Raw genomic sequence first — 16,998 nt, forward strand, 5'->3', positions numbered from 1 at the left:
GAGGCCGTCGGCCGGGCGGTCAGACCGCGGTGACGGCGATCCGCCCGACGACGGTTGCTCCACCGTGGATGGCCAGGTCGAGTTCCGGTTCGAGGGCGTCGACGGCGGCCGCATCGAGCGCTCCGACCGAGACGAGCAGCCGGAGCGCGACGATCGTCGAGGCCCGGAGCGAGCCGTCGAGGACCTTGAGCGCGACGGTCGCGCCGCCGGGTGCTGACATGACCATCACGCCTTCCGCCCCGAGCTTCGCGAACAGGCCGAGGCGTTCGATGACGAGCGTGTTCGCCCGGCCTGGTCCGTCGAGCGCCCAGCCGTTGGCGAGCACCGCAGCCGTGAGCAGCCCGGCGTTCCGGTACAGGGCGAACGGCGAGGTGGGGGAGGAGTTGACGACGCGTCCGATGCCACGTGCGAGTCCGGTCAAGGAGACGGCGTACACCGGCGCCCCGCAGCCGTCGACCCCGCTGGCGGCGGGCTTCTCGCCGGTGAAGCGCTCGACGGTGTCGCGGACGGCGAGCTGCAACGGATGGTCGGGCTCGAGATACGTCGCCTGGTCCCACCCGTTCTGCGCGCAGGCGAGCAGCATGGCCGCGTGCTTGCCGGAACAGTTCATGTACAGGGGGCTCGTGCCGAGGCCGTCCCGAACCAGCTCGTCGCGGGATGCTCGATCGCCGGGCCAATCGGCCGGGCACTGCAACGCCGAGTCCTCGATCCGAGCTCGGCCGAGCATGCTGCGCACGACCTGGACGTGCTTCCGGGTCCCCGCATGGCTCGCGGTCGCGAGCACGGCCTGAGCGCCCTCGAGGGACACCCCGGCGTTCATGATCGTGATCGCCTGGAAGGGCTTGAGGCATGAGCGGGGGAAGACCGGTGCGTCCGGTGCTCCGAGGCTCGCGAGGACTTCACCCTCCGGCCCGAGGACGATCGCCGATCCGGCGTGACGTGACTCGATGAAGCCGCTGCGCTCGACGACGGCCAACTCCACCGCGTCCGCGACGCCGAAGGTCTGGGGGACCGCCGTGTTCACAGTGCTGCGAGCGCCTGATCGATGACCGTCATCGCGTCCGCGATGAGCTCGTCGGAGACGGCGAGGCTCGGGAGGAAACGGAGGACGTTGCCGTAGGTGCCGGCGGTGAGGACGAGCACGCCCTGCTGCGCGGCGGCTGCGGCGATGGCGCTGACGGCGGCCGGGTTGGGCTCCTTCGTCGTCGAGGCGGTACCCGGCTGAACGAGTTCCATCGCGATCATCGCGCCGATGCCGCGGACGTCGCCGATGATGTCGTACTTGCCCTGGAGCTCGAGCAGCGCTGCCGTCAGGGTGGCACCGATGCGATCCGCTTCGGCCAGGAGACCACGGGACTCGATCGACTCGAAGACCGCGACCGACGCGGCACACGCGACGGGGTTGCCGCCGAAGGTGCCGCCGAGGCCGCCGGGCTGGCTCGCGTCCATGATCTCGGCGCGTCCCGTGACCGCGGCGAGCGGAAGACCGCCGGCGATGCCCTTCGCGCTCAGCACGAGGTCGGGGACGAGGCCGAAGTGCGAGCTCGCGAAGTACTCGCCCGTGCGCGCCATGCCGCTCTGGATCTCGTCGGCGATGAACACGACGCCGTTGGCCGTGCACCACTCCTGGAGCGCGGGGAGGTAGCCCTCCGCGGGGACGACGAAGCCGCCCTCGCCCTGGATCGGCTCGACGACGAGGCACGCGAGGTCGGTGGCGCCGATGCGCTTCTCGAGGTAGGCGATGGTGCGGGCCGCAGCCGCAGCTCCGGACAGGCCGTCGTGGTAGGGGTAGGAGTTGGGGGCGTGGTAGACGTCGCCGGCGAACGGACCGTAGCCGGTCGCGTAGGGGGCGGCCTTGTAGTTCATCGCCATCGTGAGGTTGGTGCGACCGTGGTAGCCGTGGTCGAGCACCGCGACAGCCCGCCGACCGGTGTACTTGCGAGCGATCTTCACGCCGTTCTCGACCGCCTCGGCGCCCGAGTTCACGAGCACCGACTTCTTCGCGAAGTCGCCCGGGGTGTGCTCGGCGAGCAGCTCCGCGACGCGCACGTACTCCTCGTAGGGGGTGATCGTGAACAGGGTGTGCAGGACGTCGGCCGCCTGGTCCTGGACGGCGCCGACCACGGAGGACTCCGTGTGGCCGATGGTGGTGACGCCGATACCGGCACCGAGGTCGATGAACTGGTTGCCGTCGACGTCGACCACGATCGCGCCGTGCGCGCGCTCGATGTACACCGGGAGGACACTCGACACGCCATCGGACACGACGGCGGTCCGGCGGGCGTGCAGCGCCTGTGAGCGCGGGCCCGGGACGGCCGTCACGATGCGACGCTCCTGCGTCACGCTGGGGGCGGAGGCGGTCGTCTGGTCCGTGGTGTCGAGCGTGTCAGTCATAGTCCTCCAGCGTAGCGCGACCTCCCGACAGCGGGGCCGCGAACGCGGGCCGCGGTGGAGAGGCCAGTGGGATACTGGTGGCATGATCACGGGCCACCACGACTACACCATCGGCGTCCGCTGGGACGGAGACCTCGGGACGGGCACGAGCGGGTACCGGGATTACTCCCGGGAGCTCACGGTGACGGCCGCCGGGAAGCACGACCTCGAGGGCTCGGCCGACAAGCCGTTCCGCGGCGACCCGGGTCGATGGAACCCTGAGGAGCTGCTCCTGGCGGCCCTCGCGCAGTGCCATCTCCTGTCCTACCTGCACGTCGCCGTGACCCTTGGTGTCGTGGTGACCGCCTACACGGACGACGCCGTCGGGACCATGGTCGAGGACGGCGCGGGGAGCGGTGCGTTCACGGAGGTGGTCCTGCGTCCGCAGGTCACGGTCGCCGATGCATCGATGGTCGAGGCGGCGCGAGCAGGGCACGCCCGCGCGAACGAGCTGTGCTTCATCGCCAACTCGGTGAACTTCCCGGTCCGTCATGAGCCGACGATCGTGGTCGCGACGACCACCTGAGGAGTGGACCGACGCCGCGGCTCAGAGCCGCTCGGGGCGGAAGGCGCGCTTGATGCGCTCGACGGTGTCGGCGGGCGGCGACTCGTTGTAGGCGTTCGCGAGCTCCTGACCCGTGAGGGCGTGGATCGCCGCCATGATCTCGTCCGTCGCCTTGCGTCTGGCGCGTCCTGAGGTCGCCGGTCCATGGTGGCTCACGTCGATGGGTTCTCCGAAGATCACCGTGACCGGTTTGAACTTCGGGATCGTCGTGCCCACCGGCATGAGGTCGTCGGTGCCGATGAGGCCGACCGGGACGACCGTCGCGCCCGTGGTGAGTGCCAGCCAGGCGACGCCGGTCCTGCCGCGGTACAACCGTCCGTCGAGCGACCGGGTGCCCTCGGGGTAGATGGCGAAGGCCTCGCCGCTCTCGAGGATCCGGCGCCCCTGGTCGAGGGCTTCCTGCGCTGCCTGCCCGACACCACGTTCGACCCCGACCGCGCCGATCGAGGTGAAGAACGTGCGCGAGACCCAGCCCTTCAGGCCCCGTCCGGTGAAGTAGTCGGACTTCGCCAGGAACTGCACCCGTCGTGGCGCGCTGATCGGGATCGCGATGCTGTCGATGAACGAGAGGTGGTTGCTCGCCAGGATGACCGGCCCACGCTTCGGGACGTTCTTCCGGCCGATGATCTTGGGACGGTAGAGCAGCTTGGCCGTCGTGTTCAGGACGGCTCGTCCGAAGTAGTAGACGACACCGGGTTTCGAGGGCGTGGCCACCGTGTCGTCCGTCGACGGCTCGACCGTGGCCTGGTCGGAAGGTTCCTGGGCGCGTCGCTGCGTCTGTTCCTCATCGGCCATGCGCACGACTGTACCCGCCGACGCATGCGCGACTCGGCATACTCACGTGCGACCGCGCACCGCGGATGTTCGGCGCGCTGTCAGCCAGCATGGAGCCTGGTGGGTGAGACTGGACCGACCCCTCAGCAACGACCGAAAGTTCCCCTGTGCGCAAGAGCCTCTGCCTTCTGGCCGTCATCGCGTCCCTCGTGTCGCTGACCGCGTGCAGTTCGGCGACGTCGCAGTCGCAAGCGCTTCCCAGTCCGGGGGAGTGCGCCGACACGAGCGCAGGCAAGGCGTCCAAGGCGATCAGTGTCAGTGGCGACTTCGGCTCGATCCCCGAGGTCACCTTCGCCAAGGGCACCCTCGCCGCAGACACGACCGAACGCACGATCGTGGCCAAGGGCGACGGAGAGCGGGTCGATCCCGGCGACACGACGTTCGTCGAGATGTCGATCTACAACGCCGTGACCGGGTCGATCGTCGCGCAGACCGCCTACGGTGCGAGCCCGGCGACGGCGATCGTGGTCAACGACCAGAAGTACCTGAAGGGCCTCGTCCGCGCCGTCGAGTGCACGAACGTCGGATCCCGCGTCGCGGCGTTCGTCACGGCGGGCGACGGTTTCGGTTCCGCAGGGTCGAGCGACGGCACGGTCCAGGCCGACCAGCCGCTGGTCGTCGTGGCCGACGTCCTCAGCACGGTGCACAGCGATGCCAAGGCGGACGGCGTCCCGCAGGAGCCCGTCGCCGGGATGCCCGCGGTCGAGCTCGACACCGCCGGACGACCCACGGTGACCATCCCCGAGGAGCCCGCTCCGGCCGATCTCCAGGTCGCGGTCCTCAAGCAGGGCGACGGAGCGGTGGTGCAGCCCGACGCCGAGGTCATCATCAACTATCAGGGTGTGAACTGGCGGACCGGCGAGGTCTTCGACGAGAGCTGGGGCAACGGGCCGACCAACTTCCAGCTGTCCGCCGTGGTGAAGGGCTTCTCGAGCGCCATCGCCGGCCAGCACATCGGATCCCAGGTCATCGCCGTCATCCCACCCGACCTCGGGTACGGGCCGAGCGGCGGCAACAGCCAGGCGGGCATCGAGGCCGACGACACCATCGTGTTCGTCATCGACATCCTCGACGCGAGCAGCACCACGGCTCCCGCCGCGGGCTGAGCGGCCCGCACCGCCGCCGACGTAGACTGACCGCCGTGAGACGCGTCATCATCCTCGGATCAACCGGCTCGATCGGCACGCAGGCACTCGACGTCATCCGGGGTGACCGCGACCGCTTCGAGGTCGTCGGCCTGACGGCCGGCTCGAACGCCGAGCTCCTCGCCGAGCAGGCCGCCGCCTTCCACGTCGACGACACGGCCCTGGGCGCGGCCGACGCCGAGCAGCTCATCCGCAGTGTCGACGCCGACGTGGTGCTGAACGGCATCACGGGTTCCATCGGGCTCGGCCCGACCCTCGCGGCGCTCGAGACGGGTCGGACGCTCGCGCTCGCGAACAAGGAGTCACTCATCGTCGGTGGCGACCTCGTGCGACGGATCGCGACACCCGGCCAGATCGTGCCCGTGGACTCCGAGCATTCCGCGATCGCCCAGGCGCTCCGTTCCGGCACCGCCACGGAGGTGCGACGGCTCGTCCTGACCGCCTCGGGAGGACCGTTCCGCGGACGGGACCGCGCATCGCTCGTGGGCGTCACGCCGGCCGAGGCGCTCGCCCACCCCACCTGGGACATGGGTCTCGTCGTCACGACGAACTCGGCGACCCTCGTCAACAAGGGGCTCGAGGTGATCGAGGCGCACCTGCTGTTCGACGTCCCCTACGACCGCATCGAGGTGACGGTCCACCCGCAGTCGATCGTCCACTCGATGGTCGAGTTCATCGACGGTTCCACCATCGCCCAGGCCTCGCCGCCCGACATGCGGCTCCCCATCTCCCTCGGGCTCGACTGGCCCAACCGGGTCGGAGGTGTCGGCGTCCCGCTCGATTGGACCTCGCCCCAGCAGTGGACGTTCGAGCCCCTCGATCACGAGGCCTTCCCAGCGGTGCGACTGGCCAAACTCGTGGGCGGACAGGGCCGCACCTATCCGGCCGTGTTCAACGCCGCGAACGAGGAGGCCGTTGCGGCCTTCCATGCGGGTCGACTGGGCTACCTCGGCATCCTCGACACCGTCCGCGCGGTCGTCGACGACCACGAGGCGCCCGACGGCGAGCTCACCCGTGAGGCGCTCGCGGAGGCTGAGCGCTGGGCGAGGGCTCGCGCGCAGCAGCGCATCGGCTGACGTGCCCGCTCATCGTCGCAGGCTTCCGAGCGGCCGTACAGCCGGCGTGCAGCCGGTGACCCGACCGCGCGAGTAGGGTTACGCCGTGGAATCCGTCCTCCTCTACCTCCTCGGCATCGTGATCGTGCTCGTGGGCCTCATCGTGTCCATCGGGCTGCACGAGGTCGGTCACCTCGTGCCCGCGAAGCTGTTCGGCGTGCGGGTCACCCAGTACATGATCGGCTTCGGTCGTACCATCTGGTCGCGCCGTAAGGGCGAGACCGAGTACGGCGTCAAGATGATCCCGCTCGGCGGCTACATCTCGATGATCGGCATGTTCCCGCCCAAGCAGCCCGGCGGTGCCGCCAGGAACGCCAGCACCGGCTTCTTTGACACGCTGGTCCAGGACGCGCGTGAGGCGAGTGCCGACACGATCGGCGCCGGCGACGAGGAGCGCACCTTCTACCGGCTGCCCGTCTGGAAGCGGATCGTCGTCATGCTCGGCGGCCCGTTCATGAACCTCGTCCTCGCCGTCCTCTTCATCGGTATCGCCGTGTCGGGGTTCGGCGTCCCCCAGCAGAGCAGCACGCTGACCTCGGTGTACGAGTGCGTGTTGCCGTCCACGAGCGACCGCCAGAGCTGTGCAGCGGGGGATCCGCAGGGTCCGGCCGCCGCCGCAGGCTTGAAGCCGGGCGACACGATCCTCTCGATCGACGGCACCCCGATCTCCACCTTCGCCGAGATCTCCGCGGCCGTGCAGGATTCGCCGGGCAAGCCGTTGGCCCTCGAGGTCGCCCGCGGCGAGCAGCGACTCGATCTCACCCTGACGCCGTTGCTGCTCGAGCGGGACGTCGTCGACGCCCAGACCGGCAAGATCGTCACGAACGCCGACGGGTCGGCGAAGACCCACGAGGTCGGCTTCGTCGGCATCACGCCGCAGCAGCAGATGGTGGCGCAGCCCGTCACCACGATCCTGCCGACCGTCGGCGACACGATCGCCCGGACCGCCAACATCATCCTGAACCTGCCCCAGCGACTCATCGACGTCGGGCAGGCCGCATTCGGATCCGGTGAGCGCGATCCCAACGGGCCGATGAGCGTCGTGGGCGTCGGACGGGTCGTCGGCGAGGTGGTCAGCCTCGACGAGATCCCCGTCGCGTCGAAGGCGGCGACCGTGTTCGGCATCCTCGGGTCGCTCAACGTCGCGCTCTTCGTCTTCAACCTCATCCCCTTGCTGCCCCTCGACGGGGGGCACGTCGCAGCAGCGCTCTGGGAGGCGATCCGTCGCCGCTTCGCGAAGGTCTTCCGACGTCGCGACCCGGGACCGGTGGACGCGGCGAAGCTCATCCCGCTCACGTTCGGCGTGGTGATCGTCCTCGGCGGCATGAGCGCGCTCCTCGTGTACGCCGACATCGTCAAGCCGGTCAACCTCTTCGGCTAGGACGACGCGTCCGGAGCCCGCGGGACCGTCCCATCCCGGTACGGCCGTACTCCCCGGGGAGTACGGCGCAGGCTCCGTGCGGGCGACGCGGCGGCTCCGACCCGCGAGTAGCATGCAGGGATGGCATCGGTCGAGACGGGTTCGGCACCCTGGATGACGCCGGGCGATCGCCGACCCGGACGCCCCGTCTGGCGCCTCTGGGCACCGGTGGTGGTGTCCTTCCTCGTCCAGGTGCCCGCGACAGCGGTGCTCGCCCTCCACGGTTCCTTCGGCCCGGGTGCCGGTGCCTCGGGGTGGTCCCGTTCCTCGGCCGTCCTCCTGGCACTCGCCGGCGTGCTCTGCCTGCTCGCTGCCAGGCGGTCGCCCGGGCCGACGGTCGCGGCGGTCGCCGTGCTGTCGAGCGCCTCGATGCTGACGGGTCCCACCTGGGGCCCTCCCGCCGTGGCGCTGGCGTTCGCCGCGGGTTCCGGCATCGTCCGTGGGGCGCGCGGCTGGACCTATCCGTCGCTGGGACTCGGGTGGGCGCTCGCCCTGACCGTCGCGCTCGCCGTCGGTTGGAAGGTGTCGGGCTTCCGCGTCGGGGCGACGACCGCCCTCGTCATCGTCGCCGTCCTCCTCGCCGAGGGGCTCCGCACCCGGCGCGAACAGCTCGACGCGGATCGCCGGCGTCAAGGCGAACGTCGGGCGTCCGCCGCCCAGGAGGAGCGCGTGCGCATCGCCCGTGAGCTGCACGACGTGGTCGCCCACTCACTCGCGCAGATCACCGTCCAGGCAGGCATGGGGCTGCACCTCATGGACACCCAGCCCGAACGTGCCAGGGAGGCGCTGACGAACATCAAGGGGTCGAGTAAGGCGTCGCTCGACGAGGTCCGTGGCCTCCTCGACGTCCTCCGTGGTGCCGATGCGGCCCAGGACCCCACGACAGGCGCGCCGAGGCGACCGGGGCCGGATCTCGAAGCACTGCCGCTCCTCGTCCAGTCCCTCCGGGACCAGGGTGTCGACGCGGTCCTCGAGCAGCGCCTCGCCTCCACGCCCGGCGCGGCCGTGCAGCAAGCGCTGTACCGGATCGCACAGGAGAGCGTCACGAACGTCCTCCGGCACGCGCAGGCCGGACGGGTCTCCGTCGAGCTCGTCGAGGTCGACGGCACCTACCGCCTGCTCGTGGAGGACGACGGAGTCGGTGCCCCACCCGGACCCGCGGAGCACGGCAACGGCCTCCTCGGCATGACCGAGCGCGCCGAGCTCCTCGGCGGCACCCTCGAGACCGGGCGGAGTCCGCTCGGCGGCTTCCGTGTCACGGCCCGGGTGCCGGTCCGAGGCGTCGCATGATCCGCGTGGTCGTCGCCGACGACCAGGCACTCATCCGCGGCGGGTTCCGCGCCCTCCTCGACGCGGAGCCCGACATCGCGGTCGTCGGTGAGGCGGCCGGTGGGGACGAGGCGCTCGTCGTCGTCCGTCGGGAACGCCCGGACGTGGTCCTCATGGACATCAGGATGCCCGGAGGCGACGGCCTGGCCGCCACCGAAGCCATCGTCGCGGATCCGACGCTCGAGGCCACCCGCATCATCGTCGTCACCACCTTCGAACTCGACGAGTACGTCGCGCAGGCGATCCGGGCGGGCGCGAGCGGCTTCCTCGTCAAGGACACCGAGCCGGCCGAGCTCATCCGAGCCGTCCGCGTGGTTGCGTCGGGTGACGCCCTGCTGTCGCCCGGGGTCACGAGGCGGCTGCTCACCCAGGTCGCCGGAGCGATCGCCGCGCCGCTCGACGACGCCGTGATCGCCGGGCTCACCGAGCGCGAACGCGAGGTGCTGGGTCTCGTCGGACGCGGACTCACCAACGAGGAGATCGGAGCGGCGCTGTTCCTCAGCCCGCTCACCGCGAAGACCCACGTGTCGCGCATCATGTCGAAGCTCGCGGCGCGCGACCGGGTCCGACTCGTCGTCATCGCCTACGAGACCGGGCTCGTCAGTCCCGGCGTCTGAGCGCCGGGTGGTCGTACTCCCGGGGGAGTGCGGTGATCCGTCCCGTCGTCGGATGCCCTCGGTCACCATCCGGAGGAGGCTCGGGGTCGTGATGCGGACGACGGTCGTCGTCCGCCCGACGAACGGAGTCCTCCATGTCCACCTCCCTGATCGTGCTCGCCGCGACCGCCATGCATCCCGGTGGTCCCGGGCCGGGCTTCCACCTCCTCTGGCTGCTGCTCATCCCCGCGTTCTGGATCGCCGTGATCGTCCTCATCGTCGCGCTGGTCGGTCGGCGGTGGCGTCGCCGAGCCTGGTCCGGGGCGACCCCGGACGGCCACCAGGGCCCGCCGTGGGCCTGGCGTCAGGACGGGTCCCGGAGCGCCGAGCAGACGCTCGCCGAGCGCTTCGCCCAGGGCGACATCGACGAGGTCGAGTACCGGGAACGGCTCGGCGTCCTGCGAGCGAATCGCGAGGCACCGCCCGCCCGTTGACCGTGGATCGCGACGTCCCAGCAGGCATTCAGCTCACGGGGAGCCTGCGGGGCGTCGCGCGCGTAAGCTGAGGCTCGTGGTAGCTATCAATCTGGGTCTTCCGTCGGTTCCCGAGACGCTCAGCCCGCGGCGCAAGTCGCGACAGATCAAGGTCGGCAAGGTGCTCGTCGGCGGCGATGCCCCGGTGAGCGTCCAGTCGATGACGACGACCCAGACGACCAACATCAACGCGACCCTCCAGCAGATCGCCGAGCTCACGGCCTCGGGCTGCGACATCGTCCGCGTGGCCGTCCCGACCCGCGACGACGCCGAGGTGCTGCCGATCATCGCGAAGAAGAGTCAGATCCCGGTGATCGCCGACATCCACTTCCAGCCCGCCTACGTCTACGCCGCGATCGACGCGGGGTGCGCGGCCGTCCGGGTCAATCCCGGCAACATCCGGAAGTTCGACGACCAGGTCGGCGAGATCGCCCGGCGCGCGAAGGCCGCCGGCGTCTCCCTCCGCATCGGTGTCAACGCCGGTTCCCTCGACCCGCGGCTGCTGCAGAAGTACGGCAAGGCGACCCCAGAAGCGCTCGTCGAAAGCGCCGTCTGGGAGGCGAGCCTCTTCGAGGAGCACGATTTCCACGACTTCAAGATCTCCGTCAAGCACAACGACCCGGTCGTCATGGTGAAGGCCTACCGGCTGCTCGCCGAGCGCGGTGACTGGCCGCTGCACCTCGGCGTGACGGAGGCCGGTCCCTCCTTCCAGGGCACGATCAAGAGCGCGACCGCCTTCGGCATCCTGCTCTCCGAGGGCATCGGCGACACCATCCGTGTCTCGCTCTCCGCGCCGCCGGCGGAGGAGATCAAGGTCGGGCTGCAGATCCTGCAGTCGCTGAACCTCCGCGAGCGCAAGCTCGAGATCGTCTCCTGCCCGAGCTGCGGGCGCGCGCAGGTCGACGTCTACAAGCTCGCGAACGACGTGACCGACGGCCTCGAGGGGATGAGCGTCCCACTGCGCGTCGCCGTCATGGGCTGCGTCGTGAACGGCCCCGGAGAGGCACGCGAAGCCGACCTCGGCGTCGCGAGCGGCAACGGCAAGGGCCAGATCTTCGTCAAGGGCGAGGTCATCAAGACCGTGCCGGAATCGGAGATCGTCGCGACGCTCATCCAGGAGGCCAACCGCCTGGCCGCCGAGATGCCCGCCGACGACACCTCCACGGGCGCACCGGTGGTGACGGTCGGCTCCAACTGAGCCTGGAGCGTCGCCCGACCGGTCTCCGGTCGAGCGGCGCTCCCGTCAGCGGGCCGTGCGGTGACGAGCCCCGTGCGGAGCGCGCACCGGCGTCTCCGTCTCGATCGGCGCGAGCCGACGGGAGGGGATCGGTTGGCGCTCGGCCGGCTGGACGCCACGAGCGCGACGGACCAGACGGCGAGCGATCTGCAGTGGCCGCCCGATGACGAAGGCGACCGTGCCCAGCGCGCTCGTGTCGGCCCGCCCGAACGCCCGACGGCGCTCCCAACCGGTGCGGAGCATGCCGCCGCGACTCTGTCGTGCCCGAGGACGGATCGGCAGGGTCCCGAGGTCGCGCGCGGCGAACGCCTCCTCCGACCGCTGGATCCAGTCGTCCTCCAGGGCGGGGTGGAAGTAGTTCTGCTGCAGCCAGTCCGGGTTCGGGTGCCGGAACCGGGCGGCCATGAGGTCGTCCTTGGAGGCCAACAGCCCGCTGCCCTCGAAGACGGTGTTGATGAGTGCCGGGTCCACACCGAAGTCGTCGAGCAGGATGACCGGGACCCCGGCCGCGATGGCCTCGATCGCGGCGGTGGAACTCACGGTGACGAGCCCGGCCGCGTGGCCGAGGTGGACCGCCATCGACCCGGTGGCGACCCGCAGGTTGTCGGGTGTCGGACCGGTCAGGAGGGTGTCGAAGGGGTAGTGCTCGTGATGGGTCTGCGGGTCGCCGGCGAGGCCGCGCACCTTGATCACGACGTCGAGGTCGCGGTGCCGGATCGCGAGGGTCCGCAGCCAGGAGAGGATCCGGAGCCGGTCGCCGCGGTCGGCCGGTACGGTGGCCTGGGCGGCGAAGACGACCCGGGTACGCGGGGCGGGCTCGGCCGGTGGCTCGGTCGCCGGGTCCGTCAGGAACGGCAGGGTCGCGAGCGCGAACGCCGGCTCGACCCCGTGCGTCAGCGCGAGTTCACGGTAGGCGGCGACCTCGCGGTGGCTGTGCAGGACGAAGACGTCCGCTTGCGCGCGGAGGAAGATCCCCTTCCACTTCGCCGGGATGGAGATGCCCGGGAGACCGGTGAGGAGGACTGGGCGGGTGGCGCGCCCGAGCGCGAGGAGTTCCGAGATGACGACCTCGGCGACCGGCCCCCGCGTGGAGACGAACACGCCGTCCGGCTGCTCGGTCCGGATGAGGTCGACGAGTCGTCGGAGCGACAGGCGACGGACGGTCCGACCCTCGAACGCCGTGTGGAGCAGGGCGATGTCCACCTGCCGGTCCGTGGCGGACACGTCGCTCTCGATGAGGACGAGGTCGACGTCCCAGCCGGTCGCGCGGGAGAGGGTGGCGGCGCCCCACTTCACGAAGGAGTCGGAGTCCACCACCCCGATCACCCGACGTCGGGGCCCATGATCAGGCATCGACCCTGCGCAGCTTCGCGAGTGGGGCGAGTTCGCCGGGGAAGATGCGCTTGACGCCGTCACCCATGGCGGTCTCGATGACCCGGATATCGCGGACGAGGTTCGAGAAGCCGTGCGGTTCGAGCGACGCGGCGTGGTCCGAGCCCCACATGGCACGGTCGAGCGTGATGTGGCGTTCCACCATCGTGGCTCCGAGAGCGACCGCGGCGAGGGAGATCTGCAGACCGGTCTCGTGGCCGGAGTACCCGATGGGCACACCGGGGTACCGGGCGGCGAGGCTGTCGATCATCCGGAGGTTCGCCTCTTCGGCGGGCAAGGGGTACGTGGAGGTCGCGTGCAGGATGACCAGCGGCGAGCCCCGGAGGATCTCGACGGCGCGGTCGATCTGCTCGAGCGTCGACATGCCGGTCGAGAGGATGATCGGCTTCCCGGTCGCGGCGAGACGGGTCAGGAGGCCCGAGTCGGTCACGGAGGCGGACGCGACCTTGTGCGCGCTGACGCCCAGGTCCTCGAGGAAGTCGACGGACGGTTCGTCCCACGGGGAGGCGAACCAGCTGAGGCCGCGCAGGGTGGCGTGGTCGCCGATCTCGATGTACTGCTCACGGTCGAACTCGACCCGGTAGCGGTAGTCGAGGTAGCTCATCTCACCCCACGGCGTCTGCCGCGGGACGTCGCGCATGTGCGCCGGCGTCGAGATCTCCGGCGTGCGCTTCTGGAACTTGACGGCCTGTGCGCCGGCGTCGGCGGCCACGTCGATGAGTCGCTTCGCGAGCTCCACGTCGCCGTTGTGGTTGAGACCGATCTCCCCGATGACGTACGCGGGGGCGCCGCCGCCGACGGGGATGCCGTCGATGCGTACGGGAGACGGCTGCGTCCGGCCGTCGAGGTCGGTGGTGTCGTTCGCGTCCTGGTGGATGCTCATGGTCGTGCTCCGTTCGATTGCAGCGTGGACAGCTTCAGGGGGTCGAGGGCCGCGCGTGCGGCGAGGACGAGGTCGGCGAGTTCGCGGACGGCACCGTCGCCGCCTCGGCGTTCCAGGACGAGCCGGGAGACGGCACGCGCCTCCGGATGGGCGTCGGCGACGACGACCGGCCAGCCGACGATCTCGAGTGCCGGGATGTCGTTGACGTCGTTGCCGAGGTACGCGATGCGGTCGAGTGAGACGCCCTTCGCCGCGGCCCAGTCGCGGAGCGCGGTCGCCTTGTCGGCGGAGCCGTACACGACGTCGACGCCGAGTTTGGCCGCGCGTGCGGCGACGATCGGTACCCGCTCGGTCGACAGGATCAGGAACGGCAGCCCGGCCTCGCGCAGCAGGCGGACGCCGAGGCCGTCACCGCGATGGACGCTCACCCGTTCGACCCCGTCGGCGTCGATGCTGGCGCGGTCGTCGGTGTGGACCCCGTCGAAGTCGGTGACGACGGCGTCGACGTCGAGGTGGTGCTCCGAACGCTCCGACCCCGACGGGATGCCCAGCTGACGTTCGGCGAGTCCGGCGATCGCCTCGGCGACGAGCAGATCCTCCGGTTCGTCGATGTCGAGCGCGGCGAAGGACCTGGTGACGGCCGGCGCGATCCGGCCGAAGAAGCGGTGCCCGGCCTCGAGGAAGCCGTCCGTGTCGAAGACGTAGAACGAGCCGGTCTCGCGGTACTGCGGGGCGCGGTCCTGCCGTCGGGGACGCTCGCGGTGGTCGTGACCGATCCCTCGGGCACCCTTCGTCTTCTCCGTCCAGAGGAATCCGTGGTCGAGCACCGCGGCGAAGACGGAGTCCGCCCGCCCGGAGGAGACCAGGGCGACGGCGTCGTCGAGTGCTTCCACGTCGAGGAAGGGCGACGTCGCCTGCGCGAACACCGTCACGCGGGTCAGCTCGCCGCGCTCCGCGAGGACACCGAGCGCGTGGAGGAGCGCGGCCTCGGAGGAGGTGCTGTCCTCGGCGAGTTCGGCCGGCCGGTCGATGACCTCGGCACCGGCGGCGACGGCGGCGGCGGCGAGGTCCGGGTGATCGGTCGTGACGACCACGCGCGAGACGCCACCCGACCGCAGCAGTCCTTCGACCGATCGTGCGATGAGGGTGCTCCCGCGGACCGTCCTGAGGTTCTTGCGGTGGATCCCCTTCGAACCGCCCCTGACCGGGACGATCGCCGTCGCGCCGTCGGTCTCCGGGTGCCTCCCGTGCGCTGCAGATGTCATCGATCCACGGTAGGAAGCGGCGGTGGACGCGAGGGGGACGGTGGGCGAACGGCGGCCGACGCCCTGGTGGCCATCCGGTGGCCGAGGCGTCCGAGCTCCGGATCTTCACACGTAGACTGTTCGGACCGCCGGGTTCCACCAGGCGGATCCGCGTTCGACGGTCATCCGTCCGGACCGCCAGCCTCGCCAGGGAGACCAGTGACCGTGACGCCGAGCACCCCCATCGCGCCAGCCGAGCTGCAGCGGGCCCGCAGCATCCTCTCCGAGATCGTCGGTGCCTACGACGCGAAGGTGGTCGGCCAGCAGGGCCTGCGCACCACCCTGCTCGCGGCACTCGTCTCGGGCGGGCACGTCCTGCTCGAGAGCGTCCCAGGACTCGCGAAGACGACCGCGGCGGAATCGATCGCCCAAGCGGTGAACGCCTCGTTCAAACGCATCCAGTGCACCCCCGACCTGTTGCCGAGCGACATCATCGGCACCCAGATCTACGACGCCCGCACCGGCGCGTTCCAGACCCAGCTCGGTCCCGTGCACGCGAACTTCGTGCTCCTCGACGAGGTCAACCGGTCGAGCGCGAAGACCCAGAGCGCGATGCTCGAGGCGATGCAGGAACGCCAGACCTCCATCGGCGGCACGCACTATCCGTTGCCGAAGCCGTTCTTCGTGCTCGCCACGCAGAACCCCATCGAGCAGGAGGGCACGTACCACCTGCCCGAGGCGCAGCTCGACCGCTTCCTCCTCAAGGAGGTGCTCGACTACCCGACGATCGGCGAGGAGGCCGAGATCGTCCGTCGGGTGAACTCCGGGCTCTACGAGACCGACCAGGACCGCCCGGGGGTGAGCCTCGAGGACGTCCTGTTCCTGCAGTCCCTCGCCAAGCGGGTCTACCTCGACGCATCGATCCTCAACTACATCGTCCAGACGGTCTACGTGACCCGCCATGCGGGCGACTACCTGCCGCCGAAGCTCGCGAGCTACATCGAGTACGGGGCGAGCCCGCGTGCCAGCATCGCGTTCAGCACGGTCGCGCGGGCGCTCGCGATCCTCGCCGGGCGTGACCACGTCATCCCCGAGGACGTCAAGGGCTACCGCCACCAGGTGCTGCGGCACCGCATCATCCTGAACTTCGAAGCCGCGTCCGACGACGTCTCGCCCGAGACGATCATCGACGCCGTCTTCGGAGCGGTCCAGGCGCCGTAGGCCCGTGTCAGCCCCGCTGCTCCACCGGGTGAAGTCCAAGCTCTTCATCCACGCCCACCGCCGCGTGCGGGGGATGCTCGACGGCGAGTACCGTTCGGTGTTCCAGGGGAGGAGCCTCGACTTCGATGACCTCCGCGAGTACACCCCGGGCGACGAGATCAAGGACATCGACTGGAAGGCGACGGCCAGACACGGTGCTCCACTCGTGAAGCGCTTCATCGCCACGCGGAAACACCAGGTGCTGTTCGTCGTCGACACGGGTCGTGATCTCGCGGCGCTCGCCGAGGGTGGGAGCACCAAACGCGAGGTCGCCATCCTCGCGGTCGGCATCCTGGGGTACCTCGCGATCCGGCACGGCGACCTCGTCGGTCTCGTCGCCGGCGACGCCGCCGCACCGGAACTCGTCCGACCCGCCGGCACCGAATCGGCACTCGAACGCCTGCTGCAGCACATCGACCGGCGTGCATCGCTCGCGGCGCCCCAGAGCGATCTCGACGAGCTGCTCGGCTATGCGGCACGGTCGGTCAAGCAGCGCTGTCTGCTCGTGATCGTCTCGGACGACGAGGAGATCACGCCGAAGCGGTCGGAGATCCTCCGTCGCCTGCACGTCCAGCACGAGGTGCTCTGGATCTCGGTCGGGGACGCCGACCTCATGCGCGCGGAGTACACCGGTCGGGCGATGGTCGACGTCGCCGACGAGCGGTCCCTGCCGGCCTTCATCCGGTCGGACGACGCGCTCCGTCGCGAGTTCACCGAGGCCGTCACCAGCGCGACCGCCCGACACCTCGACCAGCTCGAGGAACTCGGCATCAGCGGTCAGCGCGTGACCGGGGCCGACGACGTCGTCCCCGTCCTCTTCCACCTCCTCGAGGCCCACCGACATGCCCGGCGATAACGGCTACTACGCACCGGTCCAGTACACGCTGCTCTGGCCGGTGCTCGGACTCGTGCTCATCGCGCTCGTGATCGGGTGGTACGTCTGGATGCTCGCCCACGTGCGCCGTCGCGCGCGCGGGAGCGCGCCGCGCCCGGCGCCGCAGCCGTCGCCGAC

The 16,998-nt window shown here is 70.4% G+C and carries 16 protein-coding genes; 10 read left to right on the forward strand and 6 right to left on the reverse strand.

What is annotated here, in order from left to right; genetic code table 11:
* Nucleotides 1-19: 19 nt before the first annotated feature.
* Together IFT89_RS09325 and gabT are read right to left on the reverse strand one after the other, a co-directional pair.
* Nucleotides 20-1,024, reverse strand: a complete 1,005-nt coding sequence (locus IFT89_RS09325) for an asparaginase (RefSeq protein ID WP_202938802.1) — start codon at nucleotides 1,022-1,024, stop codon at nucleotides 20-22.
* Nucleotides 1,021-2,394 carry a 4-aminobutyrate--2-oxoglutarate transaminase gene (gabT, locus tag IFT89_RS09330; protein ID WP_121291798.1) on the reverse strand — a complete coding sequence of 458 codons (1,374 nt, stop codon included), beginning with the start codon at nucleotides 2,392-2,394 and terminating at the stop codon, nucleotides 1,021-1,023. The genes IFT89_RS09325 and gabT overlap by 4 nt, the downstream gene beginning before the upstream one ends.
* 82 nt (nucleotides 2,395-2,476) lie before the next feature.
* Here gabT and IFT89_RS09335 point away from each other — a divergent pair, with 82 nt between their 5' ends.
* Nucleotides 2,477-2,959, forward strand: coding sequence for an OsmC family protein (locus IFT89_RS09335; protein WP_086473942.1), 483 nt, complete (start codon nucleotides 2,477-2,479; stop codon nucleotides 2,957-2,959).
* 21 nt (nucleotides 2,960-2,980) lie between these two features.
* Here the strand turns inward: IFT89_RS09335 and IFT89_RS09340 are convergent, their stop codons facing one another.
* Nucleotides 2,981-3,793, reverse strand: coding sequence for a lysophospholipid acyltransferase family protein (locus tag IFT89_RS09340; RefSeq protein ID WP_191941397.1), 813 nt, complete (start codon nucleotides 3,791-3,793; stop codon nucleotides 2,981-2,983).
* Nucleotides 3,794-3,939: 146 nt separating this feature from the next.
* Between IFT89_RS09340 and IFT89_RS20775 the strand changes: the two genes are divergently transcribed.
* From IFT89_RS20775 to ispG, 7 genes are all read left to right on the forward strand, one after another.
* On the forward strand, nucleotides 3,940-4,938 hold the full coding sequence (locus IFT89_RS20775; RefSeq protein ID WP_079707174.1) for an FKBP-type peptidyl-prolyl cis-trans isomerase: 999 nt from the start codon (nucleotides 3,940-3,942) through the stop codon (nucleotides 4,936-4,938).
* 35 nt (nucleotides 4,939-4,973) lie between these two features.
* Nucleotides 4,974-6,053: a 1-deoxy-D-xylulose-5-phosphate reductoisomerase gene (locus IFT89_RS09350; protein ID WP_202938803.1), complete on the forward strand. Its 1,080-nt coding sequence runs from the start codon at nucleotides 4,974-4,976 to the stop codon at nucleotides 6,051-6,053.
* 85 nt (nucleotides 6,054-6,138) lie between these two features.
* Entirely contained in the window at nucleotides 6,139-7,473 is a 1,335-nt protein-coding gene (locus IFT89_RS09355; RefSeq protein ID WP_191941394.1) for a M50 family metallopeptidase, read from the forward strand.
* Between the two features lie 120 nt (nucleotides 7,474-7,593).
* The gene (locus IFT89_RS09360) at nucleotides 7,594-8,802 is read left to right on the forward strand and encodes a sensor histidine kinase (RefSeq protein WP_202938804.1); all 1,209 of its coding nucleotides are present in this window, start codon (nucleotides 7,594-7,596) and stop codon (nucleotides 8,800-8,802) included.
* On the forward strand, nucleotides 8,799-9,458 hold the full coding sequence (locus IFT89_RS09365; RefSeq protein WP_194645572.1) for a response regulator: 660 nt from the start codon (nucleotides 8,799-8,801) through the stop codon (nucleotides 9,456-9,458). The genes IFT89_RS09360 and IFT89_RS09365 overlap by 4 nt, the downstream gene beginning before the upstream one ends.
* A gap of 134 nt (nucleotides 9,459-9,592) precedes the next feature.
* Nucleotides 9,593-9,931, forward strand: coding sequence for an SHOCT domain-containing protein (locus IFT89_RS09370; RefSeq protein WP_085513187.1), 339 nt, complete (start codon nucleotides 9,593-9,595; stop codon nucleotides 9,929-9,931).
* Nucleotides 9,932-10,007: 76 nt separating this feature from the next.
* Nucleotides 10,008-11,168 (forward strand): flavodoxin-dependent (E)-4-hydroxy-3-methylbut-2-enyl-diphosphate synthase, encoded by a 1,161-nt coding sequence (ispG, locus tag IFT89_RS09375; protein WP_064295337.1) that lies wholly within the window; start codon nucleotides 10,008-10,010, stop codon nucleotides 11,166-11,168.
* Between the two features lie 45 nt (nucleotides 11,169-11,213).
* Here the strand turns inward: ispG and IFT89_RS09380 are convergent, their stop codons facing one another.
* From IFT89_RS09380 to IFT89_RS09390, 3 genes are read right to left on the reverse strand one after another with little or no spacing between them, the layout of a single operon-like run.
* Nucleotides 11,214-12,521, reverse strand: a complete 1,308-nt coding sequence (locus tag IFT89_RS09380; RefSeq protein ID WP_213014230.1) for a DUF6716 putative glycosyltransferase — start codon at nucleotides 12,519-12,521, stop codon at nucleotides 11,214-11,216.
* Nucleotides 12,522-12,552: 31 nt separating this feature from the next.
* A complete protein-coding gene (locus IFT89_RS09385; protein ID WP_124769572.1) occupies nucleotides 12,553-13,482 on the reverse strand; it encodes an N-acetylneuraminate synthase family protein in 930 nt (309 codons plus the stop codon).
* Complete coding sequence (locus tag IFT89_RS09390; protein WP_202938806.1) at nucleotides 13,479-14,747, reverse strand: acylneuraminate cytidylyltransferase; 1,269 nt, start codon at nucleotides 14,745-14,747, stop codon at nucleotides 13,479-13,481. Before IFT89_RS09390 ends, IFT89_RS09385 begins: the two co-directional genes overlap by 4 nt.
* Before the next feature lie 198 nt (nucleotides 14,748-14,945).
* On the opposite strand from IFT89_RS09390, the gene IFT89_RS09395 reads away from it, so the two are divergent.
* A complete protein-coding gene (locus tag IFT89_RS09395) occupies nucleotides 14,946-15,947 on the forward strand; it encodes an AAA family ATPase (protein WP_202938807.1) in 1,002 nt (333 codons plus the stop codon).
* Between the two features lie 4 nt (nucleotides 15,948-15,951).
* Nucleotides 15,952-16,842 (forward strand): DUF58 domain-containing protein, encoded by an 891-nt coding sequence (locus tag IFT89_RS09400; protein ID WP_229939091.1) that lies wholly within the window; start codon nucleotides 15,952-15,954, stop codon nucleotides 16,840-16,842.
* Nucleotides 16,843-16,998: the final 156 nt, after the last annotated feature.

Origin of the sequence: Plantibacter sp. CFBP 13570 (assembly GCF_014841395.1) — a bacterium.
GTDB lineage: Bacteria > Actinomycetota > Actinomycetes > Actinomycetales > Microbacteriaceae > Plantibacter > Plantibacter auratus.